This window comes from Pseudomonas sp. MWU12-2037 (assembly GCF_023242345.1).
GTDB lineage: Bacteria > Pseudomonadota > Gammaproteobacteria > Pseudomonadales > Pseudomonadaceae > Aquipseudomonas > Aquipseudomonas gingeri_D.
Map to the genome: position 1 here is coordinate 164,275 of NZ_JALLIZ010000008.1, position 23,219 is coordinate 187,493.

The following is a 23,219-nucleotide window of genomic DNA, read 5'->3' on the forward strand; positions in this document are numbered from 1 at the left end:
GCCATGACCAATCCTTCGCTGACAGCCGCCGGGCAACGCGGCATGGCGATTATCAGCGCCTTGCTGATTGCCGCCGTGGTCGCGGTGATCGCCGGCGGCATGCTCGCGCGCCAGACTGTCTTCACCCGTAGCCTCGAAGCCGAGCAGTCGCGGGTCCAGGGCGCCTGGCTATTGCGCGGCGGCCTGGAGCTGAGTCGGCAATTGCTCTGGGATGCCCGCCAGCACGATCCCTTGACCCGTCTTGACCAGGCCTGGGCCCAGCCGCTGTCCGCCGCCGGCCTGAGCGAGCGCGGCGGGCACTTCAGCGGGCGCCTGGAAGACGAGCAGGGCAAGTTCAACCTGCGCAATCTGGTCCGCGACAGCCGGGTCGATCCCGATCAGGTGCGGGCTTTCCAGCAGTTGTGCGAGTCGATCGGCGTCAAGCCTGCCGTGGGCCAGCGGATTGTCCAGCGGGTGACCGCCGCTTACGCGTTGCTGCCGGATAACGCGCCCGTCGCGCCGCCGGTCAAGGGCAGCTTTGACAGCGGTCGGTTGACCTCTCCGGGAACCGCGCTCAAGCCGCTGCCGGCGACCCGGCCGATGTTGCACAGCCTGGATGACCTCGGCGCCCTGGCGGGTGTGGACGACGCGGTGCTGGCGCTGCTGGCACCCCATGTGACAATCCTGCCGGCCAACACCTGGGTCAACGGCAATACCGCCAGCGCCGAAGTCCTGGCTTCCCAGGTGCCGGGGCTGTCGTTGTCGCGTGCGCGCAATCTGGTGTCTGAGCGTGATGCCGGACGCTGGTTTATCAACCGGGGCGATTTCGTCAATCGCCTGCGGATGCCCGAGCTGGTGGTCAGCGATATCAAGGTCGGCATCACTAGCGACTGGTTCCGCCTCAATGCCCGTTCACGCAGCGACAGCCGCCGGGTCAGCCTGGCGGTGCTGTTATATCGCCAGGAATTGCAGATGCCCCAGGTGATCTGGTCGCGGGTGGGCGTATGACTGCCCTGCGCCTGGCCTTGCCGCCGTTGGAGACGCTGACCCTGGACAGCCCGCTGGAGTTTGCCTGGCTGGATCGCCAGGGCAAGCTGACCGACCAGGGCCGCGGCAGCCTGGCGCAGTTGGGGCAGGTGCACAAAGGCGTCGCCGTAGAGTGTTACCTGCATCCGCGCGACAGTCTGCTGGCCAGTCTCGAATTACCCAACCTGCCGCCGGCCAGGATCCAGGCGGCGGTGGGCTGTGCGGCCCAGGCGCTGATCCTTGGCGGTTGCGAGTCGATGCATATCGTCCACAGCCCGCGGGATGCCGAAGGGCAGGTGCAGGTCGCCTGGTTGCAACGGGCGCTGCTGGAGCACTTGGGCGCTGTGCTGCGTCAGTCCGGGCTCAAGTTGCGTGGCCTGTACCCGGCGGCCTACTGCTTGCCGGTGGACGCGACCCAAGCGCCGGTGGTGGCGGTGCGCGACGAGCATCTGCTGATGCGCCGCAGCCAGGACCAGGCCCAGGTTCATCCGGCCGTCGACGCGGCTCTGACGGAGCTGCTCAATAGCGGTGGCGTGGTGCATTGGGTGGGTGCTGGGGCACCGGACAACGCCTTGGTCCAGAGCCATCCCGAAGACCGGGCCTGGTCTGGCAAGGCGCCGGGTTGGGGATTGCACGGTGCGGTCCAGCCGACGGCCGGCAACGCCGGTGGTTGGGGACGCGCGGTCGCCTGCATGGTGCTCGCGGTGGCGGTCTGGGCCGTGGGTCTCAACCTCTATGCCGCTCGCCAGGTGGAGCAAGGCCAGCAACTCAAGGCCTGGATGACCCAGCGGGTCAAGCAGGCATTCCCGGCCTTGCCGATGATTCTCAATCCACTGCAACAGGCCCGTCAGCAACTGGCCTCGCGCGAGAACGGCGCGCCCGGTGACAGCGGTTTTACCCGATTGGTCCAGCAGGCCGGCAGTGCCATGCCCTTTATGGTCGGCAGCCTGCAAACCCTGGTTTTCGAACATGGCGAACTGCACTTGAGCCCGCTGCCGGGCACGCCGGGCGGCGGTCGCGACAAGGCCTGGCAACTCAGCCTGACCCAGGCCGGGGTGGAAGCGACGGCGGTTGCCGATGGTTGGGTCCTGAAAACCACCGGCCCACAACCGCTGGCGGAGAACGACAGTGAATAAGGCCGTTATCAACCGCTATCGAAACCGCTGGCGCCAGCTTTCGAGCCAGGCCCGACTGTATTGGCAAAGCCTGGCCCCGCGCGAGCGACAGTTGGTGCTGGGTATGGCGGTCGGCGTCTCGGGCCTGCTGGTGTGGTTCGTGCTGATCCAGCCACCGTTGCAGAAGATCGACTTCTGGCGCCTGGAAGCGCCCAGGTTGCGGACCCAGGCGCAGACCCTCGACGGCCTGCTGCACGGGCTTGCCGGCCCGAATGCCGGCAATGTCGAGGCCGGATTGCGCAGCAGCCTGGACGCTGGAGGGCTGGCCGGACATTACCAATTGCAAGGTGTCGGCAGCGGCTGGCTACTGACCTTCGACGATGCCCCGGCGGATGGCCTGGTGGGCTGGCTGCTGGGCACCCCCCCTTTATTCACCCTGGAAGTGGTCGAGGCCCGCTTGCAACGCAAAGGCACGACCGAACCCGATGACACGGCAGGCAAACTGTCCGGAACCGTTCGCATGGATCAGGCGCTTGGCGCTAAGGAAGCTTCATGAAGTGGTCAGGTTCTTTATCGGCCTTGCGTTGTCGGCAGGCCGCGGCGCCCTGGTTGTTGATGGCTTTGAGTGCCTGCAGCAATAGCCCACCGGAGTCGCAGCCACCCTTGCTGGTGGAAAGCGAGTTGGGCCGGCCCCTGGCCTCGACGGTCAAGAATGGCGATGCCGTGGCCGATCGGCAGCGGCTCCAGGCCCAGGTGGAACAGCAACATCGCCAGCCCCGTGCGCCGATCAGTCCCGCAGCGGGCCGGGGCGCGGCCAAGGGCAGTCCGGCGCCCAGCCCCTTGGGCAACCAGCCGGTGCAGTTGAATTTCGTCGACGCCGATATCCAGGCGGTGGTCCGTGCCTTGTCGCGTTCCACCGGGCAACAGTTCCTGGTGGACCCACGGGTCAAGGGTAACCTGACCCTGGTTTCCGAAGGCGAAGTACCGGCCCATCAGGCCTATGACATGCTGCTGGCGGCCTTGCGCATGCAGGGTTTCAGCGTGGTGGATGTCGGCGGGGTCAGCCAGGTGGTGCCGGAAGCCGATGCCAAGCTGCTCGGTGGGCCGATCTACAGCGCCGACCGTCCGGCCCAGGGCGGCATGCTGACCCGGACCTTCCGCCTGCAATACGAAAACGCGGTGAACCTGATCCCGGTGCTGCGCCCCATCGTCTCGCCGAACAATCCGATCAACGCCTACCCGGGCAATAACACCGTGGTGATCACCGATTACGCGCAGAACCTGGATCGGGTCGCCACGCTGATCGCCAGTATCGACACTCCCAGTGCCATCAACACCGATGTGGTGACGATCCAGAACGGCATTGCCAGCGATATCGCCAGCATGGTCTCCGAATTGCTGGACAGCCCCGGCAATGATCCGACCCAGAAGATCATTGTGCTCGGCGACCCGCGTTCCAATTCGATCATCATTCGCTCCGGCAGCCCGGAGCGCACGCAACTTGCACGGGAATTGATCTACAAACTGGACAATGCCCAGAGCAACCCGAGCAACCTGCACGTGGTGTACCTGCGCAATGCCCAGGCCGGCAAGTTGGCCCAGGCCCTGCGCGGGCTGCTCACCGGGGAAAGCGACAGCGGTGATGGCAAGGGCGACCCGACCCGGGCCATGCTCAGTAATGGCGGGATGAACAGCAACAGCGGCAGCCAGAACGGCCAGGCCGGCACGCAGAGCAGCAGCGGCACCACAAGCAGTGGCACCGGCACCACGGGCGGTTCGTCCTACGGGCAGGGCGCGCGCGCCGGGGGCTCGCAGGCGGGCGGTGCAAATCAGGGCTCGGACCAGAGCGTGGCCTTCTCGGCAGGCGGGGTGACCATCCAGGCCGATGCCACCACCAATACCTTGCTGATCAGCGCGCCGGACCCGCTGTATCGCAATCTGCGGGAAGTCATCGACCAACTGGACCAGCGCCGCGCCCAGGTGGTGATCGAAAGCCTGATCGTCGAAGTCAGCGAAGACGATGCCAATGAGTTCGGCGTGCAATGGCAAGCCGGCAACCTGGCCGGCAATGGGGTGATCGGTGGGGTCAACCTGGGCGGCACCAATCTGGTCAGCACCGCGAAGAACAGTATTGATGTACTGCCCCAGGGGCTGAGCCTCGGCTTGGTCAAGGGATCGGTGAATATCCCCGGCGTGGGGCAGGTCATGGACCTCAAGGTGCTGGCCCGGGCCTTGAAATCCAAGGGCGGTTCCAACGTGCTGTCGACGCCGAACCTGCTGACCCTGGACAACGAAGTGGCGAGCATCTTCGTCGGCCAGACCATTCCCTTTGTCAGCGGCCAGTACGTTACCAACGCCAGCAGCTCTGGCAGCAATCCGTTCCAGACCATCCAGCGCGAGGAGGTCGGTCTCAAGCTCAATGTGCGGCCGCAGATTTCCGAAGGCGGCACGGTCAAGCTGGATATCTACCAGGAAGTCAGTACGGTGGACGACCGGGCTTCGGCGGCGGCCGCCGGCACGGTGACCAACAAGCGTGCGATCGACACCAGCATCCTGCTGGATGACGGCCAGATCATGGTTCTCGGTGGCCTGTTGCAGGACGGTTATACCCAGACCAATGACGGCGTGCCCTTTCTGTCGAGTATTCCCGGGATCGGTGCGCTGTTTCGCCATGAGCGGCGCGAGACCAACAAGACCAACCTGATGGTGTTCCTGAGGCCCTATATCATTCGCGACGGTGCGGCGGGACGCAGCATCACCCTGAACCGTTATGACTTTATTCGCCGGGCCCAGGGCAGCCTGCAACCGGATCGCAGTTGGGCCATGCCGGATATGCAGGCCCCGCAGTTGCCGAATGCGGCCCAGGCGATCCCGGGTTCCGCGCCGTCGGCCCCGCAAACGCCACGGGCGGCGATTCGCGCGGTGCCGTTGTCGGTCAACGAGCGTGCCCAGCCATGAGTGCGCTGCCTTACGCCTGGGCCAAGGCGCAGCGGGTGTTGCTGCGCGACGGTGAGGATGGGGCGGTATTGACCGCCTGTCCCTCGACCCCGGGCTGGGCCATCAGCGAAGTCCGCCGACAGTTCGGTCCGGCCCGCCTGGAACAGGTCCGCGACGAGGAGCTGGACGGCCTGCTCGCCAGCGCCTATGCCGATACCGGCAGTGCGGCGGCGGTGGTCGGGGCGGCAGAAAACGAGGTGGACCTCGACCGGCTGATGCAGGACATCCCGGAAATCACCGACCTGCTCGACACTCAGGACGGCGCCCCGGTGATCCGCATGATCAACGCCTTGCTGACCCAGGCCGCGCGGGACGAGGCCAGCGATATCCATATCGAACCCTTCGAGACCCATTCGGTGGTGCGCTACCGGGTCGACGGCACCCTGCGCGATGTGGTCTCGCCGCGCAAGGCGCTACATGGCGCGCTGGTGTCGCGGATCAAGATCATGGCGCAGCTGGATATCGCCGAGAAACGCCTGCCCCAGGACGGTCGCATCGCCTTGCGCGTGGCTGGTCGCCCTATCGATATCCGCGTTTCCACCGTGCCCACCGGCCATGGCGAACGGGTGGTGATGCGCCTGCTGGACAAGCAGGCCGGGCGTCTGCAACTGGAAACCCTGGGCATGGACCCCGATTTGCTGTCCCGGCTCGACCATCTGATCCGTCAACCCCACGGCATCGTGCTGGTCACCGGGCCCACCGGCAGCGGCAAGACCACCAGCCTCTACGCCGCCCTGGCGCGGCTCGACGCCAGTACCAGCAATATCCTCACCGTCGAAGACCCGGTGGAATACGACCTGCCGGGCATCAGCCAGATCCAGGTGAATGCCAAGATCGACATGACTTTCGCCCTGGCCTTGCGGGCGATCCTGCGCCAGGACCCGGACATCATCATGATCGGCGAGATCCGCGACCTGGAAACCGCGCAGATTGCCGTGCAGGCTTCGCTCACCGGGCACCTGGTGCTGGCGACCCTGCACACCAATGACGCGGTATCGGCGGTCAACCGCCTGATCGACATGGGCGTGGAACCGTTTCTGCTGGCTTCGTCGATGCTCGGCGTGCTCGCCCAGCGCCTGGTCCGGCGCCTGTGCCAGCACTGTCGCCAGGAAGACCCGGCCGCGCCCGGCACCTGGCGTCCGTTGGGCTGCAGCGTGTGCAATCACACTGGCTATAGCGGCCGCACCGGTATTCACGAGCTGTTCTGTATTGACGACGATATCCGCAGCCTGATCCACCAGGGTGCCGGCGAGCAGGCCCTGCGCCTGGCCGCCCGTGCCGCCGGGATGTTGAGCATGCGCGAGGACGGCGAGCGCTGGGTACGCAGCGGCGCCACCGCGCCGGAAGAAATCCTTCGCGTGACACGGGACGCCTGATGAATCGGTATCGCTTCGAAGCCGCCGACGCCCTGGGCAAGATCGAAACCGGCCATCTGGAAGCCGACAGCCAGGGCGCTGCCATGGGCCTGCTGCGCAGTCGCGGGTTGACCGCCTTGCTGGTCCAGGCCGACGGCGTCCAGGGCGGTGGCAGCGCCAGCGGGATGTTCAGCGCCAAACTGTCGGACAACGACCTGGCCTGGGCCACCCGGCAACTGGCGAGCCTGCTGGGCGCCAGCCTGCCGCTGGAAGCCGCGTTGAGCGCGACGGTGGAGCAGGCCGAGCGCAAGCACATTGCCCAGACCCTGAGCGCGGTGCGCGCCGATGTGCGCGGCGGCATGCGCCTGGCCGAAGCCCTGGCCAAGCGACCACGGGACTTTCCCGATATCTACCGGGCGCTGATCGCGGCGGGCGAGGAGTCCGGCGACCTGGCCCAGGTGATGGAGCGGTTGGCGGATTACATCGAGGAACGCAACAACCTGCGGGGCAAGATTCTCACCGCGTTCATCTATCCGGGAGTGGTGGGATTGGTGTCGGTGGCCATTGTGATTTTCCTGCTCAGTTATGTGGTGCCCCAGGTGGTCAGCGCTTTTTCCCAGGCGCGCCAGGATCTGCCGGGGCTGACGGTGGCGATGCTCAATGCCAGTGACTTTATCCGCGCCTGGGGCTGGTTGTGTTTTGGTGTCCTGGTGGGCGGTTTGTGGGGCTGGCGCTTGTATTTGCGCAATCCGGCGGCGCGGCTGGGCTGGCACAGTCGGATCTTGCGCCTGCCGCTGATCGGCCGCTTTGTGCTGGGACTGAACACCGCGCGATTTGCCTCGACCCTGGCGATTCTCGGCGGTGCCGGGGTGCCGTTGTTGCGGGCCCTGGAGGCGGCGCGGCAGACGGTGTCCAATGATCGTTTGAGCCTGAGTGTGACCGAGGCCACGGCGCGGGTCCGTGAAGGGGTGAACCTGGCGGCGGCGTTGAAGGTGGAGAAGGTGTTTCCGCCGGTGCTGATCCATCTGATCGCCAGCGGGGAGAAGACCGGGTCATTGCCGCCGATGCTGGAGCGGGCGGCGCAGACCCTGTCGCGGGATATCGAGCGGCGGGCCATGGGCATGACCGCGCTGCTCGAACCGCTGATGATCGTGGTGATGGGGGCGGTGGTGCTGCTGATCGTGATGGCGGTGTTGCTGCCGATCATCGAAATCAATCAGTTGGTGCAATAGCTGGGGGAGGTGGGTTGGCTGGGCGGGCCTTTTCGCGGGCAAGCCCTGCTCCTACAGTACGGCGTCGTACACCGATTTTGTACACGACACGAAACTGTAGGAGCAGGGCTTGCCCGCGAAGGGGCCCTTGAGGTCACCCTATAATCATGCCCCCTTGCGCCTGGCCAGCTTCATCACCACCACAAAAAACACCGGCACAAACATCACCGCCAGCGTCGCCGTGATCATCCCGCCGATCACCCCGGTGCCGATGGCCTGCTGGCTCGCCGAGCTGGCGCCAGTGGCAATCGCCAGCGGCACCACGCCGAGGATAAACGCCAGGGACGTCATGATGATCGGGCGCAAGCGCAGGCGCGCTGCCTGCACCGTTGCGTCCAACAGATCATGGCCCTCGTCGTAGAGACTCTTGGCGAACTCGATAATCAAAATCGCGTTCTTTGCCGACAGACCGATGATAGTGATCAAGCCGACCTTGAAGAACACATCGTTGGGCATCCCGCGCAAGGTCACCGCCAGCACCGCGCCAAGCACCCCCAGGGGCACTACCAGCAGCACCGAAGTCGGGATCGACCAGCTTTCATACAGCGCCGCGAGACAGAGGAACACCACCAGCAGCGACAGCCCCAGCAGCGTGGTTGCCTGGGAACCGGACAAACGTTCCTGCAACGACAGGCCGGTCCATTCCAGGCCCAACCCCGTCGGCAACTGCGTTACCAGCCGTTCCATCTCCGCCATCGCCTGCCCGGTGCTGTGCCCGGCCTTGGGCTCGCCGGAAATGGCAATTGCCGGATAACCGTTGTAGCGGGTCAGTTGCGCCGGGCCCTGGGTCCACTGCGCCCGGACAAAGGCCGACAACGGCACCATTTTTCCGTTGCTGTTGCGCACATTGATTTTCAGCAGATCGGCCACCTGGCTGCGTTGGTCGCCTTCGGCCTGGATCACCACCCGTTGCATGCGCCCCTGGTTCGGGAAGTCGTTGACATAGCTCGAGTCCAGGGCGGTGGAGAGCAGGGCGCCGATATCGGCAAAGGACACCCCCAGCGCATTGGCCTGCTGCCGGTCGACCTCCAACTGCACCTGGGGTGCTTCGGCCAGGGCGCTTTCGCGGACATTGGCCAGCACCGGGCTCTTTTCCGCCGCCGCCAGCAGCTGGGTACGGGCTTTCATTAGCGCCTCATGCCCCACGCCGCCACGGTCCTGCAAGCGGAACTCGAAGCCACTGGAGGTGCCGAGGCCATCCACCGGGGGCGGCAGAATGGCGTAGGCCACGGCGTCCTTGATCTCGCCCAACGCCAGGTTGGCGCGATCGGCAATGGCTTGCGCCGAGTCCTTGGCACTCCGCGCCGACCAGTCCTTCAAGGTGGTGAAGGCCAGGGCGGCGTTCTGCCCGCTGCCGGAGAAGCTGAAGCCGAGGATCATGGTGGTGTCACCGACCCCCGGCTCCGTGGCGTTATGCGCCTCGATCTGCTCCACCACCTTGATCGTGCGGTTCTGGCTCGCCCCCGGCGGCAGCTGGATATCGGTGATGGTGTAACCCTGGTCTTCCACCGGCAGGAACGAGGCGGGCAGGCGCATGAAGCACAACCCCAGCACGACCAGCAACAGGCCGTAGACCAGCAGGTAACGGCCGCTGCGTTTCAGCGCATGGACCACCCAGCCTTCATATTTATTGCTCAGCTGTTCGAAACGCCGGTTGAACGCGCCGAAGAAACCGCCCTTGGCGTGATGTTCGCCCGGGGCAATCGGCTTGAGCAGGGTGGCGCACAAGGCTGGGGTCAGGGTCAGGGCGAGGAAGGCCGAGAACAGGATCGAGGTGGCCATGGACAGCGAGAACTGCTGGTAGATCACCCCCACCGAGCCCTGCATGAAGGCCATGGGAATAAACACTGCCACCAGCACCAGGGTGATGCCGACGATGGCGCCGCTGATCTGGCCCATGGCCTTGCGGGTGGCGTCCCGTGGTGACAACCCCTCGTTGGCCATGATCCGCTCGACGTTCTCCACCACCACAATGGCGTCGTCCACCAGGATGCCGATGGCCAGGACCATGCCGAACATGGTCAGCACATTGATCGAGAAACCCAGGGCCAGCATGGTGGCGAAGGTGCCCATCAGCGCCACCGGCACCACCAGGGTCGGGATCAGGGTGTAGCGGATGTTCTGCAGGAACAGGAACATCACCGCGAACACCAGCAGCATGGCTTCGCCCAGGGTGTAGATCACCTTGGTGATCGAGACCTTGACGAAGGGCGAGGTGTCGTAGGGGATCTTGTATTCGACCCCGGCCGGGAAGTAGCGCGACAACTCATCGAGCTTGGCCCGCACCAGGGTGGCGGTGTGCAGGGCATTGGCTCCGGGGCTCAACTGCACGCTGAAGGCGGTGGACGGCTTGCCGTTCAGGCGGGTGCCGTACTGGTAGTCCTGGCTGCCGATTTCCACCCGGGCGACATCGCCGATGCGCACGCTGGAACCGTCGGGATTGGCCCGCAGGACGATATCGGCGAACTCCTTCGGGGTGCTCAGCTGGCCCTTGACCAGCACCGCCGCGTTGATTTCCTGGGTCGGCCGCGCCGGCAGGGCGCCGATGCTGCCCGCCGAGACCTGGGCGTTCTGCCCGGCCACGGCGGCGCTGACATCCGCCGGGGTCAGGTTGAAACCCACCAGCTTCTGCAGGTCGATCCAGATCCGCATGGCCCGTTCGGCGCCGTACAACTGTGCCTTGCCGACACCGTCGAGGCGCTTGATCTCGTTCATCACGTTGCGCGCCAGGTAGTCGCTGAGGGCGCTTTCGTCGTATTTGCCGTCACTGGAGGTGAGGGTGGCGAGCAGCAGGAAGCCGGCGGAAACCTTTTCCACCTGCAAGCCTTGCTGGGTCACGGCGGCGGGCAGGCGCGGCTCCACCGCTTTCAGGCGGTTCTGCACATCGACCTGGGCCATTTCCGGGTTGGTGCCGGGCTGGAAGGTCGCGGTGATGGTGGCGCTGCCCAGGCTGCTCTGGGATTCGAAATACAACAGGTGATCGGCACCGTTGAGCTCCTGCTCGATCAGGCTGACCACGCCTTGATCCACGGTCTGCGCCGAGGCGCCCGGGTAAACGGCGTAGATTTCCACCTTGGGCGGCGCGACGTTGGGGTACTGGGCCACTGGCAATTGCGGGATGGCCAGGGCGCCGGCCAGCAGGATGAACAAGGCGACCACCCAGGCGAACACCGGCCGGTCGATAAAGAAATGCGGCATGCTCACTGTCCTTTGGACTGGGCGAGGGGAAGAGGGCTGTCGTCGACCTGCACCCGCTCTCCGGGCCGGGCGTGTTGCAGGCCCTCTACGACGATGCGTTGGCCGGCCTTGAGGCCCTCGGTGACGATCCAGCGATCGTTCTGCACCGCGCCCAACTGCACCGGCTGTTGGCTGATCCGCTGTTCGGCATCCACCAGCAGCACCTGGGCGATCCCGGCGCTGTCACGCTGGATGGCCCGTTGCGGCACGGTGATCGCTTCGCGGTTGACCGCTTGCTCGACGCGCACCCGGACGAAACTGCCGGGCAGCAGGTCGAGGTCCGGGTTGGGGAACTCGCTGCGCAGGATCACCTGGCCAGTGCCGGGGTCTACGCTGATATCGGTGAACAGCAACTTGCCCGGCAGCGGGTAGGCACTGCCGTCGTCCTGGATCAGCGTGGCCTTGGCCTGGTTCTGCCCGACCTGCTGCAACTGCCCGGCGCGCAGGGCGCGGCGCAGGTCATTCAGTTCGCGGGTCGACTGGGTCAGGTCGGCGTGGATCGGATTCAACTGCTGGATCAGCGCCAGGGCGGTGGTTTCGTTCTGGCCGACCAGGGCGCCTTCGGTTACCAGCGCACGGCCGATACGTCCGGAAATCGGCGCGGTGACGGTGGCGTAGCCAAGGTTGAGCCGGGCCCGCTGCACGGCGGCCTTGTTCGCGGCGACATCGGCGGCACTCTGGCGCGCGGCGGCTTCGGCGTTGTCGTAGTCCTGGCGGCTGACGGCGTTACTCTCCACCAGATCGCGGTAGCGCTGGTGTTGCAAGCGGGTCTGGAAGGCATTGGCCTCGGCCTTTTGCAGGCTGGCAACCGCACTGTCGAGGTCGGCCTTGAACGGCGCCGGGTCGATGCGGAACAACACGTCGCCCTGTTTCACGTCGCTGCCCTCACGAAACACCTGCTGCAGCACCACGCCGGCCACCCGCGCGCGGACTTCGGCAATGCGCGGCGCGGCGATGCGTCCGCTCAGTTCGCTATTGATCGACAGGCTTTGGCTCTTGAGGATCTCGACTCGAACCTTGGGCGGGGGCGGCGTTTGCGGGGCATTCGCGGATTTGTCACAGGCGCTCAGGGCCAGCGCCAGGGCTGACAGGCAGAGCGGGGCAAGCAGCTTCTTCAACATAACAGAGTCCCAATAATGGCCCCCGCATGCTAAGGGCCGTGGTCAAGCGGTGCTGTGAAGCTATGTAGGGCGTTGGTGAAAAAGTGTGAAGCTTCTGCTCTCGGACGTGCGTAGGCGTATATCCTTCACGGTTTTCCGCTTCGTAAATTTACCTATGCCTAACATTCTGCTGGTCGAAGACGACAGCGCCCTCAGTGAATTGATCGCCAGCTACCTGGAGCGCAACGGCTACCAGGTCAATGTGCTGGCCCGTGGCGACCAGGTGCGCGAGCGGGCGAAACAGACCCCGCCGGACCTGGTGATCCTCGACCTGATGCTGCCGGGCCTCGACGGCCTGCAGGTGTGCCGCCTGTTGCGCGCCGATTCGGCGACGCTGCCGATCCTGATGCTCACCGCCCGTGATGACAGCCATGATCAGGTACTGGGCCTGGAGATGGGCGCCGACGACTATGTGACCAAACCCTGCGAACCCCGGGTATTGCTGGCCCGGGTACGGACCCTGTTGCGCCGTAGCAGCCTGGCCGATCCGCAGGTGGCCAGCGACCGGATCCTGATGGGCAACCTGTGCATCGACCTGTCGGAACGCACCGTGACCTGGCGCGAACAGCCGGTGGAGCTGTCCAGCGGCGAATACAACCTGCTGGTGGTGCTGGCCCGGCATGCCGGCGAAGTGCTCAGTCGCGACCAGATCCTCCAGCGCCTGCGCGGCATCGAGTTCAACGGCACCGACCGCTCGGTGGACGTGGCGATTTCCAAGTTGCGCCGCAAGTTCGACGACCATGCCGGCGAGGCGCGCAAGATCAAGACCGTCTGGGGCAAGGGTTACCTGTTCAGTCGCTCCGAATGGGAGTATTGAAACCATGCTGAAGATCCTGGTGCGCCTGTACCTGATCACCATCGTCACCTTCAGTGCGGCGATCTATCTGGTGCCTGAGCTGGTGATCGGGGTCTTCCACGAGCGCTTCATGCGTTACAACATGGACCAGTCGCGGGGCTTGCAGAGCCTGCTGATCGAACAGTTTCGCCAGGTGCCGAAAGAGCAGTGGCCGGCAATGGCCACTCGCCTGGACCAGCGCTTCGGGCCCTTGCAGGTCAGCTTGACCCGTGTCGATGACCCGAGCTTCAGCGCGCCGGAGCAACAACGCCTGCGCGGCGGTGAGGATGTGCTCCGCCTCGGTGATTGGGGCACGCGGACCCTGGCGGTGTCGCCGCTGGATGAGCAATGGGCGGTGGCCCTGCAAGTCCCGCCCGACCCGCTGGACGTGAACCTGTTGTACTGGAGCATGAACGTACTGATTGGCGCGGCGTTGCTGGCCTGCCTGCTGTTCTGGCTGCGCCCGCACTGGCGCGACCTGGAACGTCTCAAGCAGACCGCTCGGCGCCTTGGCCAGGGGCAGTTGAGCGAACGCACGAATATCCCGCCACGCTCCAATATCGGCGAGCTGGCGGCGGTGTTCGACACCATGGCCGGCGATGTCGAAGGCCTGCTCAACCAGCAGCGTGATTTGCTCAACGCGGTGTCCCACGAACTGCGGACACCCTTGACCCGCCTCGACTTCGGCCTAGCCCTGGCCTTGTCCGAGGATCTGCCGCCGGCGTCCCGCGAGCGCCTGCAAGGGCTGGTGGCGCATATCCGCGAGTTGGACGAGCTGGTGTTGGAATTGCTGTCCTATAGCCGTTTGCAGAACCCGGCCCGCCTGCCGGATCGGGTCATGGTCTCGCTGGACGAGTTCGTCGACAGTATCCTCGGCAGTTTCGACGAGGAGCTGGAAGCCCCGGAAACCGTGCTGGACGTCTTGATGCACGGGTCGCTGGACCGTTTTGTGCTGGATCCGCGCCTGACCGCGCGGGCGGTACAGAACCTCTTGCGCAATGCCATGCGTTATTGCGAGCGGCGGATCCAGATTGGCGTCAGGGTCAACCCGGAAGGTTGCGAGCTGTGGGTCGATGACGACGGCATTGGCATTCCCGAGCCGGATCGGGAGCGGATTTTCGAGCCGTTCTATCGCCTGGACCGCAGTCGCGATCGTGCCACCGGCGGCTTTGGCCTGGGCCTGGCCATCAGCCGGCGGGCGCTGGAAGCCCAGGGCGGCACCTTGACCGCTGAGCAATCGCCGCTGGGTGGGGCGCGTTTCCGCTTGTGGTTGCCGACCGTGGCCTGCTAGAGACGCTTCGCTGCTGCGGCTGGATTACTTGCGCCGCTGCTTGACCAGGCGCTTTACCCCTTCCAGCACCAATACCGCCACCGCCAGCCAGATCGGCAGGTAGGTCAGCCATTCTCCCGGTCCGATGCTTTCCCCCAGCAACAGGGCGACGATCACCAGCAGCACGGGTTCCACATACCCCAGCAGCCCGAACAGTCCGAAGGCCAGCATCCGGCTCGCCAACAGGTAGCAGATCAGTGCGGCGGTACTGATCACCCCCAGCAAGGGAATCAGGGCATACAGCGCCGGCCGTTGGCTGACCACGGCAAAGCCCTGTTCGCCGTGTTGCACGAACCACCACGCCACCGGCAGCAGCAACATCATCTCGAACCAGAGTCCGCCCAGGTTGTGGGTGGCGTTGCGCCGACGCAACACGAAGTAGATCGGATAGCCGATGGCTACCAGCAGGGTGGTCCAGGAAAAGCTGCCGACCCGGTACAACTCGTTGAGTACGCCACAGAGGGCGAGCAGGGCGGCCACGGTCTGCAGCCGCGACAAGCGTTCGCCGTAGACGATGCGGCCGGTGAGCACCATGGTCAGCGGCAAGAGGAAGTAGCCCAGGGATACATCCAGGCTATGCCCGTTGAGCGGTGCCCAGAGGAACACCCACAGCTGTAAACCGAGCAGTGCCGAAGACAACAGCAATTTGAGCAGCAGCAGTGGCTGCTGCCGCACTCGGACGAGGATCGCGGGGACCAGCTTCCAGTCTCCGGACACCAGCATGAACACCGTCATGCAAGGCGCGGTCAGGAGCATTCGCCAACCGAAGATCTCCTCGCCGTTGAGGGGCGCGAGCAGAGACGTATAGAAATACATGATGGCGAACAGGCAGGACGCCAACACCGATAAAACGATACCTCTGGACACAACAGCCTCACGCAACAGTGGATTCGGTTTTTTCCGGCAGGATAGCACCCTGCTTGAACAACAAGGCCTTCAAGCCGCTTTCAGCGTCGATATCGGGGAACTCCGGCGGATTGTCCAGGCGGCGTTCGAACAGCATGCCCGGCGCTTCGCGGGTCACGCCATCGATCAGGAAGTCCGAACCCACGGCCGGATCGTTCATACAGGCGAGGACCCGGCCGTCGGCGCTGAGCAGTTCCGGCAGACGGCGCAAGACCCGCTGGTAATCCTTGCTCAACAGGAAGCTGCCTTTCTGGAAGGACGGCGGGTCGATGATCACCAGATCAAACGGGCCGCTGCTGATGACTTTGCCCCAGGACTTGAACAGGTCGTGGCCGAGAAAGCCGACCTTGCCCAGGTTGTGGCCATTCAGGCGATGATTGTCACGCCCACGGCTCAGGGCCGCGCGGGACATATCCAGGTTGAGCACATGGGCGGCCCCGCCGGCGAGCGCCGCCACGGAAAAGCCGCAGGTGTAGGCGAACAGGTTCAGCACCCGCTTGCCCTGGGCATTGGCCCGCACCCAGTCGCGGCCGTAGCGCATATCGAGAAACAGGCCGTTGTTCTGTTTCTTGCCCAGGTCGACCTGATAGCGCAGGCCGCCTTCGGTAATGACCCATTCCTCAATGGCCTGGCCCACCAGCCATTCGGCGGGGCTCAGGGGCAGGTAACGATGGTGCAGCAATAAAGTGTGTGCACCGCTGGCCAGCCAAGTGGGTGACTGGCTGATCTCCATCAGCAGGTCCTTGAGGGCTTGCAGTTGCTCGGGCTCCGGCTCCTTGAACAGCGACACCAGCACCACGCCCTGCAGCCAGTCTACGGTCAGTTGCTCCAGTCCCGGCCAGCAGCGGCCCCGGCCGTGGAACAGGCGCCGGGTTTCCGCGGGGGCGGCCGCCAGGGCCGTGAGCAGGTGAGTGTGGAGGGTGGACAAGGCGTCGGGGTTCATCAGGCGGTGCCGGCAAGGAAAAAGGGCCGGCATTCTAACCCTATCCGTCTATTTCGCTGTGGGTTGTACCGCCACGCATTTGATTTCCACCAGCAGCCCCGGGTGGGCCAACTCCGTTACGCCGACGCAGGTCCAGGCGCACCGGCCCTTGGGGAACACCCGGTTCTTGACCTCGCGGAATACCGCCATGTGCCGGGACATGTGCACGTGGTAGGTGGTCATCTCGACCACATCCTCGAAGGTACAACCGCCGGCGGCCAGCACCAGGCGCAGGTTTTCCCAGGCCGCCGCGAACTGCCGGGCGGGATCCTCGATGACTTCCAGTTGCGGCGTGCGGCCCACCTGGCCCGCGCAGTAGAGCGTGGCGCCGACCTTTACGGCAGGTGCATAACCCGCGCGTTCGGCAATCAGGGTCATGGATTCCGGGATGATGATTTCACGGTCAGTCATTGCGTGCTCCGCCACATTCACAAGAGCGCCGAGGGTAGCGTATTGCCACACCGGTGTGCCGTTCAGCGACGTTGTGCCGCATGAGCCGACCCTTGTTGTTCGCCCCGATCTGCCATCGTCATCCGCGATGGCAGGCTCGCCAATGCCTGATATACGCCTCAAAGGGCCCTTATTAAGATCGGTTTCACCGCGACCCTTTCTCTCGCCTCTGTTTCCTGTGCCATCGCCGCGCTCATGGTGTTCACGCTGCAGGAAACCAAAGGCGTCCAACTTACCAGCGGCAACTGATCCGCCCCCTTGATAGAGAACCGACCCATGAAAAACTTCCGAATCGGCCAGATTGTGCCCAGTTCCAATACCACCATGGAAACCGAGATCCCGGCGATGTTGACCTCGCGCTACTCGCTGTTTCCCGAGGAGCACTTCACGTTCCACTCCTCGCGCATGCGCATGATGCACGTCAGTCCCGAAGAGCTGAAAAAGATGGATATCGACAGTGATCGCTGCGCGCTGGAGCTCAGCGATGCACGGGTCGATGTCATGGCCTACGCCTGCCTGGTGGCGATCATGTGCCAGGGCGCCGGTTACCACAAAGTCTCCCAGGAGCGCCTGGGCAAGACCGTCGCCGGCAACCACTCGAACGCCCCGGTGCTGAGTTCCGCCGGCGCGCTGATCGACAGCCTGAACCTGCTCGAATACAAGAAGGTCTCGATCATCACGCCGTACATGAAGCCGCTGACCCAGCAGGTCATCGACTATATCGAGGCGGCCGGGATCGAAGTGGTCGACTCCATCAGCCTGGAAGTCTCCGATAACCTGGCGGTCGGTCGCCTGGACCCGATGAACCTGGTGGCCCACGCCGACAAGCTGAATATCGGCCAGGCCGACGGCGTGGTGCTGTCGTGCTGCGTGCAGATGCCCTCGCTGCCGGCGATCCAGATCGTCCAGGATCGCCTCGACAAACCGGTGCTGTCGGCGTCGGTGGCAACGGTCTACCAGATGCTGAAACATCTCGGCCTCAAGGCCCAGGTGCCGAACGCCGGGCATCTGTTGTCCGGGGCGTTCTGAGTCGGGAGCGGACGGGGTACTATGGGCGCCACTCAGGCCCGTATGCCCCGGTACCGCCCATGAAGCTCGATCCCGTCTCCTTGCGACTCTTTGTCAGTGTCATCGAAGAGGGCACCATTGCCGCCGCCGCCAAGCGCGAACATATCGCCGCGGCGGCGGTGAGCAAGCGGCTCAGCGAGCTGGAAGAGCTGCTCGAGTCGAAACTGCTCAATCGCACCAACAAGGGCATTACCCCCACCGACGCCGGGCTGTCGCTGCTGTTCATGGCCCGCAGTGCGCTGAACAACCTCAACGAAATCGTCGTGCAGATGCGCGATTACTCCCATGGTCGGCGTGGCTCGGTGCATGTCCTGGCCAATATCTCGGCCATCACCCAGTTCATGCCGGGGCTGGTCAAGTCCTTCATGACCGCGTACCCGCTGATCAATATCAGCCTGGAAGAACAGCAGAGCCTGGCGATTACCAAGGCGGTGGCGGAAAACCGCGCCGAGATCGGTATCTTCACCCGTCTGCCCCATGGCGCGGACATCGAAGTCTTCCCGTTCCGCAGCGACCGGCTGGTGCTGCTGGTGCCCGACGATCACCCATTGGCGGTGCGGGAGTCGGTCAGCTTCGGTGAGACCCTGGATTATGAATGCGTCGCCTTGCGCAGCGGCACCCACCTCAATTTCCAGCTGATCAAGGCCGCCAACGACCTGGGCCGCTCGTTGAAAATCCGCATGGAAGTGTCCAGCTACGACGCGCTGTGCCTGATGGTGCAGGCCGGGGTGGGTATCGGCATCATGCCGCAGGGCAGCGTGGGGATTTACAACCTGAGCGGGACCCGGGTGGTCGGACTCGACGAGACCTGGGCCTGCCGTGAACTCAGTGTCTGTGTGAGGTCGCGCGAGGCGCTGTCGGTCGCCGCGGGACTGTTTCTCGAGCACCTGATCGCGCAGCGCTGAGCCTCAGCGCTGCGCGGCGGGGCTTATTGGTGCGCGCCGGCGCGCTTGAGCAGGCGCTTGCAACGTTCGGACAGGTGAAACACCTGCAGGTGCTTGCCGGCCTTCTCGTAGCGCTCGCGCAGGGTCTTCAAGGCGGCAATGGCCGAGTAGTCGACGAAGTTCAGGTGGCGGCAGTCGAGGGTCACCTGGGCGGGGTCGTTGGCCGGGTCGAACTGATTGAGAAAGGGCGCCGTGGAGGCAAAGAACAGGGTGCCATGGAGGCGGTAAAGCTTGCTGCCGTCGGCCTCCAGATGGCTGTCGGCGTACAGCTCCCGGGCCTGCTGCCAGGCGAAGTTGAGCGCGGCGACGACGATCCCGCAGAGCACGGCGGTGGCGAGGTCGGTGAACACGGTGATGACGGTCACCGCGAGGATCACCAGCACGTCATTCAGCGGCACCTTGTTCAGGACCCGTAGCGAGGCCCAGGCAAAGGTCTGTTGCGCAACCACGAACATGACGCCGACCAGGGCCGCCAGCGGGATACGCTCGATAAAGGGTGAGAGGAACAGGATAAACAGCAGGATCATCACCCCGGCGACGATCCCGGACAGCCGGCCGCGGCCACCGGAACTGAGGTTGATCACGGTCTGGCCGATCATGGCGCAGCCGCCCATGCCGCCGAACAGGCCGGAAACCATGTTGGCCACGCCCAATGCCGCGCACTCGCGATCCGGGTAGCCGCGGCTTTCGGTGATCTCGTCGGTCAGGTTCAGGGTCAGCAGGGTTTCCAGCAGACCGACCATGGCCATCAGGAACGCGTAGGGGGCGACGATCCGCAGGGTTTCCAGGTTCCATGGCAGTTGCGGCAGGGCCAGCACCGGCAGGCCACCGGCAATATGCGCCATATCGCCGAGGGTACGGGTCGGCAAATCGAGCAGGTACACCGCCAGGCCCACGCCAAGGATCGCCACCAGTGCCGGCGGCACGCTGCGGGTCAGGCGCGGTAGCAGGTAGACGATGGCCATGGTCAGCAGCACCAGCCCGCTCATCAGGTACAGCGGCTTGCCACTCAGCCAGGTTTCGCCGCTCTTGAAGTGTTCCAGTTGGGCCAGGGCGATGATGATCGCCAGGCCGTTGACGAAACCGAGCATCACCGGGTGCGGGACCATGCGCACCAGCTTGCCCAGCCGCAGCAGGCCGAAGGCGAGCATGATCAGCCCGCCCAGCAGCACGGTGGCGAGCAGGTACTGCACGCCGTGTTGCACCACCAGCGCGACGATCACCACGGCCATCGACCCGGCGGCGCCGGAGATCATGCCCGGGCGTCCGCCCAACAGCGCGGTCAGGGTGCAGATGATAAAGGCGCCGTACAGGCCCATCAGCGGATTGAGGTGGGCGACCAGGGCGAAGGCGATGCATTCGGGCAGCAGGGCGAAGGCGGTGGTCAGTCCGGCCAGGGCGTCGGCGCGCAGGCGTTGGGGTTTCATGGCGTACCTGAAAGACGAGCCGGCAGCACCGGCGGCGAAAAGAAGGGGGCGGATGGTACGCAATTGAATGGGCGGCGGCCAGTTAGCGCAGTTCGGCGAGGCTTGCCTGGATCAACTCGGACAGCTGTCGTACCGCCGCTGTCGGCGCCGCCACGGCCTGGTGCAGGACATAACCGAGCATGGGCAGCGCCGGCAGGCTTTCAATCAGCGCAAGCTGAGGGGGCAGGCCGATGCGGGTGCGTAAAGTGATACCGAGTCCGGCCGATACGGCGGCCCAGATGCCACTGACACTCGGGCTGGTCAGCACCACTCGCCAGGGGATACGCGCCTGGTCCAGGGCTTTGGTTGCCGCGCTGCGCAAAATGCATGGCGCATCGAAGACCACCAGGGGCAAAGGCAGGTTGTCGGCAGGAGAGGGCGCCGGCAACTCGCGCGAGCCGATCCAGTGCATCTGCGTTTCACCGAGGCGCGTGGCGTGCGGGGTGCTGGCGCCGGCTTCCCAGGCCAGCGCCAGGTCCAGGCGGCCATTCTCGATCATCGATAACAGCTCGGCGTTGCGGGCGATGCTGACCTCAAGGCTGACCAGTGGGTGGACCCTGGAAAAACGCCGCAGTACGTCGCTGAGCAGATGTTCGGCGAAATCATCCTGCAAGCCGATGCGCACCGTGCCTTCGATACGGGCGCCTTGCAGACGGCTGAAGATCTCGTCGTTCAGTTCCAGCAGACGCCGGGCATGGCTGAGCAGGGATTCGCCCGCTGCCGAGAGGATCAGGCCGCGCCCCGACTTTACCAGCACGGCGCTGCCGACCTGGCTTTCGAGCTTCTTCAGTTGGGCACTGACCGCCGAGGTCGAGCGCCCCAGGCGTTCGGCGGCCTTGGCGAAGCTGCCAAGCTCGACACCGGTGACAAAGGTGCGCAGTACATCCAGGTCGAAGGTGGGGTGACGCATGAGTAATCATCCACTTATTCGGGATTGTTGGTTTTATCTAATCTGATATTCGGAACTATCGTCGCTGGTTAACCTGCCTCCGTCAAATCAACAGTGTGTTGGAGGTTGTATGCCTTTTGCCCGTATTTCCCTGCATCGGGGCAAGTCCCCCGAGTACCTTCGCCGATTGTCCGAGGAGCTGCATGAGGCCCTGGTGGAAAGTTTCGAGGTACCGCCTACCGATCGCTTCCAGGTGATTCATCAGCACGAGGTGGGCGAGCTGATCTTCGATCGCGACTACCTGGGCGGGCCGCGCAGCGAGGACTTTGTGCTGATTGCGATTACCTCCGGGCGCATCAGGGATACCGCGACGAAACAGTGCTTTTATCGGCGGTTGGTAGAGCGGCTGAGTGTGGCGCCGGGGATTGATCCTGAGGATGTCATGGTGGTGATCAGCACCACCCAGGCCGATGAGTGGTCGTTTGCGGGAGGGCGGGGTAACTGACACACCGCCTGACCCGGGCAAGACCGGTTATCATGCGCGGCCCTTCGCTGCCGACTGCCGAGGGTGCGCCTCAACCCTCGGAGCCCGATGTTCGATGTCCACGATCACCTTGTTTGAAACCCCGCCCCCGGAGTCGATCCATAGCCAGATCCAGCAGATGGTCGTGGATTACGTCACCGACGTCAGTCAGGTGGCTATTGCGCCGAGCAACCCGCTCTACAACCTGTATCAGTATGGCGTCGGTTATGAGGTGCATCTCTATATGCAGGCGATGGACGGCTCCAAGGGCCTGGCCGTCGAATTGATCGTGGCAACCGATGCCCGGGATCCCGAGAAGGTCATCGGTTTCCTGCTGTATTTACCGGTCAAGGATGATCCGCAAGCCTGCTCGATCGCTTATATGGCGGTGCGTGAAGGCCATCGGCGCCAGGGTGTGGCGCGGGCGATGCTGCAACCGGTGCTCCAGCGCTATCCCCACGCGGAACTGGCCTGTGTCGTCGGCAAGGTACCAGTGTTCGAGGCCCTGGGTTTCCAGGTACTGGCCGCGCGCGGGCCGCAGGTATTGATGAATACCCGTGACCACGGCACGGACGGGCTGGTGGCGGTGCTGGATATCGCGCCGATCTATCGTTCCCTGGAGGTGCGACAGATTCATGCCTACCTGTTGCAACAACACGGCAAGCGCGCGATGGTCGACGCCGAGAAGCAGCGTGACCGCCAGCTCGACCAGATGACTCGCCACGCCAGGGCTTTTGTCCTGGAGCGGCTGGGCGACCATTGATAGTTACGGGGTGCCGAACATCGCGGTCCAGTAGATCCCGGAATCGCTCTTCGGGTCCACCACGTAGGCCGCGCCCAGCTCACGGAATCGTGGATTCATCAGGTTGGCGCAGTGACCGGGGCTGGCCAGCCAGCCGTCGACCACCTTGCGTACGGTGTCCTGGCCGGCGGCGATATTTTCGCCGATCATCTGGCCGTTATAGCCCGCCAGCTCAGCCCGATCCCCCGGCATGCGTCCGTCACGGTCCTTGTGATCGAAGAAGTTGTTGTTGGCCATATTCCGGCTATGGCCTTCAGCGGCGCTCGCCAGTACCGCGTTCCAGGCCAGGGGCGTGGTGGCGGCGAACGCCTGGCCGCCGCATTGGTGCGCTTGCGTGCGGGCGCTGTTGATCTGTTCGAGCAGTTTCTGGCCTTCCGCCTGCCAGTCGCCCAGGCGCGCGCTCAGCAGCGGCCGCGCCAGCACGATGCGCCATTCACGTCCCTCGCGGTTGACGCCGATATCGACGAACTGCGGGTTCAGCACCACCTGGCAGAAACTTTCCTCCACCGCTTTCATCGCCGCCGCCGCGTCACGTGGCCCCGAGAGGCTGATCGCCTGCACGGTGACCATCGGATACGCCTTGGCACTCAGCGCCTGCTGCAAGTCGCCCGGGTTATTGATGGGCAACACCAGGCGGGGATCGCTGACCAGTGGCGGCAACTCCAGTGAGGCCTGGCTTCCACAGCGCTGCACCTGGCTGCGGTAGTGGTTGATCGAGTCAACCAGTTGCACCTGATCGACAGGGGCGGCGTTGGCCGCGAACACCGGGCCCAGCGTCAGCGTGGCCAGACCGATAAGTGATGGTATGAAGCGCATGGGCATCTCCCTGGGACGGACTGCGCCCATCATGCCGGATTTCCCACGGCAGGAGCACTTGAACCTTG

The 23,219-nt window shown here is 64.6% G+C and carries 20 protein-coding genes; 12 read left to right on the top strand and 8 right to left on the bottom strand.

Annotated elements, in window-relative coordinates; all coding sequences use genetic code 11:
• Positions 1-3 precede the first annotated feature (3 nt).
• Genes gspK through gspF form a run of 6 tightly spaced genes read left to right on the top strand, consistent with a single transcriptional unit; the run spans position 4 to position 7,704 of the window.
• On the top strand, positions 4-987 hold the full coding sequence (gspK, locus tag M5B42_RS16760) for a type II secretion system minor pseudopilin GspK (RefSeq protein ID WP_248746469.1): 984 nt from the start codon (positions 4-6) through the stop codon (positions 985-987).
• A complete protein-coding gene (gene gspL, locus M5B42_RS16765; protein WP_248746470.1) occupies positions 984-2,141 on the top strand; it encodes a type II secretion system protein GspL in 1,158 nt (385 codons plus the stop codon). Before gspK ends, gspL begins: the two co-directional genes overlap by 4 nt.
• Positions 2,134-2,676 (top strand): type II secretion system protein GspM, encoded by a 543-nt coding sequence (gspM, locus tag M5B42_RS16770; RefSeq protein WP_248746471.1) that lies wholly within the window; start codon positions 2,134-2,136, stop codon positions 2,674-2,676. The genes gspL and gspM overlap by 8 nt, the downstream gene beginning before the upstream one ends.
• Positions 2,673-5,078 (top strand): type II secretion system secretin GspD, encoded by a 2,406-nt coding sequence (gene gspD, locus M5B42_RS16775; RefSeq protein WP_248746472.1) that lies wholly within the window; start codon positions 2,673-2,675, stop codon positions 5,076-5,078. Before gspM ends, gspD begins: the two co-directional genes overlap by 4 nt.
• A complete protein-coding gene (gene gspE / locus M5B42_RS16780) occupies positions 5,075-6,493 on the top strand; it encodes a type II secretion system ATPase GspE (RefSeq protein ID WP_248746473.1) in 1,419 nt (472 codons plus the stop codon). The genes gspD and gspE overlap by 4 nt, the downstream gene beginning before the upstream one ends.
• Positions 6,493-7,704, top strand: coding sequence for a type II secretion system inner membrane protein GspF (gene gspF, locus M5B42_RS16785; RefSeq protein WP_103499064.1), 1,212 nt, complete (start codon positions 6,493-6,495; stop codon positions 7,702-7,704). Before gspE ends, gspF begins: the two co-directional genes overlap by 1 nt.
• 144 nt (positions 7,705-7,848) lie before the next feature.
• On the opposite strand, the gene M5B42_RS16790 is transcribed toward gspF, so the two are convergent.
• A complete protein-coding gene (locus tag M5B42_RS16790) occupies positions 7,849-10,941 on the bottom strand; it encodes an efflux RND transporter permease subunit (protein WP_248746474.1) in 3,093 nt (1,030 codons plus the stop codon).
• A gap of 2 nt (positions 10,942-10,943) precedes the next feature.
• Positions 10,944-12,101 carry an efflux RND transporter periplasmic adaptor subunit gene (locus M5B42_RS16795; RefSeq protein ID WP_248746475.1) on the bottom strand — a complete coding sequence of 386 codons (1,158 nt, stop codon included), beginning with the start codon at positions 12,099-12,101 and terminating at the stop codon, positions 10,944-10,946.
• A 154-nt stretch (positions 12,102-12,255) separates the two neighbouring features.
• Here M5B42_RS16795 and M5B42_RS16800 point away from each other — a divergent pair, with 154 nt between their 5' ends.
• Complete coding sequence (locus M5B42_RS16800; protein ID WP_103499074.1) at positions 12,256-12,957, top strand: response regulator transcription factor; 702 nt, start codon at positions 12,256-12,258, stop codon at positions 12,955-12,957.
• Positions 12,958-12,961: 4 nt separating this feature from the next.
• Complete coding sequence (locus tag M5B42_RS16805) at positions 12,962-14,266, top strand: ATP-binding protein (RefSeq protein WP_218222912.1); 1,305 nt, start codon at positions 12,962-12,964, stop codon at positions 14,264-14,266.
• 24 nt (positions 14,267-14,290) lie between these two features.
• Here M5B42_RS16805 and rarD read toward each other — a convergent pair whose 3' ends face one another.
• Genes rarD through M5B42_RS16820 form a run of 3 tightly spaced genes read right to left on the bottom strand, consistent with a single transcriptional unit; the run spans position 14,291 to position 16,604 of the window.
• The gene (rarD, locus tag M5B42_RS16810; protein ID WP_103499076.1) at positions 14,291-15,172 is read right to left on the bottom strand and encodes an EamA family transporter RarD; all 882 of its coding nucleotides are present in this window, start codon (positions 15,170-15,172) and stop codon (positions 14,291-14,293) included.
• Between the two features lie 7 nt (positions 15,173-15,179).
• Entirely contained in the window at positions 15,180-16,154 is a 975-nt protein-coding gene (locus tag M5B42_RS16815; RefSeq protein WP_248746554.1) for a class I SAM-dependent methyltransferase, read from the bottom strand.
• A 48-nt stretch (positions 16,155-16,202) separates the two neighbouring features.
• Positions 16,203-16,604, bottom strand: a complete 402-nt coding sequence (locus M5B42_RS16820) for a RidA family protein (RefSeq protein WP_103499077.1) — start codon at positions 16,602-16,604, stop codon at positions 16,203-16,205.
• A 315-nt stretch (positions 16,605-16,919) separates the two neighbouring features.
• Here M5B42_RS16820 and M5B42_RS16825 point away from each other — a divergent pair, with 315 nt between their 5' ends.
• Both M5B42_RS16825 and M5B42_RS16830 read left to right on the top strand, forming a co-directional pair.
• Entirely contained in the window at positions 16,920-17,672 is a 753-nt protein-coding gene (locus M5B42_RS16825) for an Asp/Glu racemase (RefSeq protein WP_103499078.1), read from the top strand.
• Between the two features lie 59 nt (positions 17,673-17,731).
• Positions 17,732-18,616: a LysR substrate-binding domain-containing protein gene (locus tag M5B42_RS16830; protein ID WP_248746476.1), complete on the top strand. Its 885-nt coding sequence runs from the start codon at positions 17,732-17,734 to the stop codon at positions 18,614-18,616.
• 23 nt (positions 18,617-18,639) lie between these two features.
• On the opposite strand, the gene M5B42_RS16835 is transcribed toward M5B42_RS16830, so the two are convergent.
• Entirely contained in the window at positions 18,640-20,082 is a 1,443-nt protein-coding gene (locus M5B42_RS16835; protein WP_177098926.1) for a SulP family inorganic anion transporter, read from the bottom strand.
• Positions 20,083-20,164: 82 nt separating this feature from the next.
• The gene (locus tag M5B42_RS16840) at positions 20,165-21,031 is read right to left on the bottom strand and encodes a LysR substrate-binding domain-containing protein (protein ID WP_103499081.1); all 867 of its coding nucleotides are present in this window, start codon (positions 21,029-21,031) and stop codon (positions 20,165-20,167) included.
• A gap of 109 nt (positions 21,032-21,140) precedes the next feature.
• Between M5B42_RS16840 and M5B42_RS16845 the strand changes: the two genes are divergently transcribed.
• A complete protein-coding gene (locus tag M5B42_RS16845) occupies positions 21,141-21,515 on the top strand; it encodes a tautomerase family protein (RefSeq protein WP_248746477.1) in 375 nt (124 codons plus the stop codon).
• 94 nt (positions 21,516-21,609) lie between these two features.
• A complete protein-coding gene (locus M5B42_RS16850) occupies positions 21,610-22,296 on the top strand; it encodes a GNAT family N-acetyltransferase (protein ID WP_103499083.1) in 687 nt (228 codons plus the stop codon).
• Between the two features lie 3 nt (positions 22,297-22,299).
• Here M5B42_RS16850 and M5B42_RS16855 read toward each other — a convergent pair whose 3' ends face one another.
• The gene (locus tag M5B42_RS16855) at positions 22,300-23,151 is read right to left on the bottom strand and encodes a CAP domain-containing protein (RefSeq protein ID WP_103499084.1); all 852 of its coding nucleotides are present in this window, start codon (positions 23,149-23,151) and stop codon (positions 22,300-22,302) included.
• Positions 23,152-23,219 lie beyond the last annotated feature (68 nt).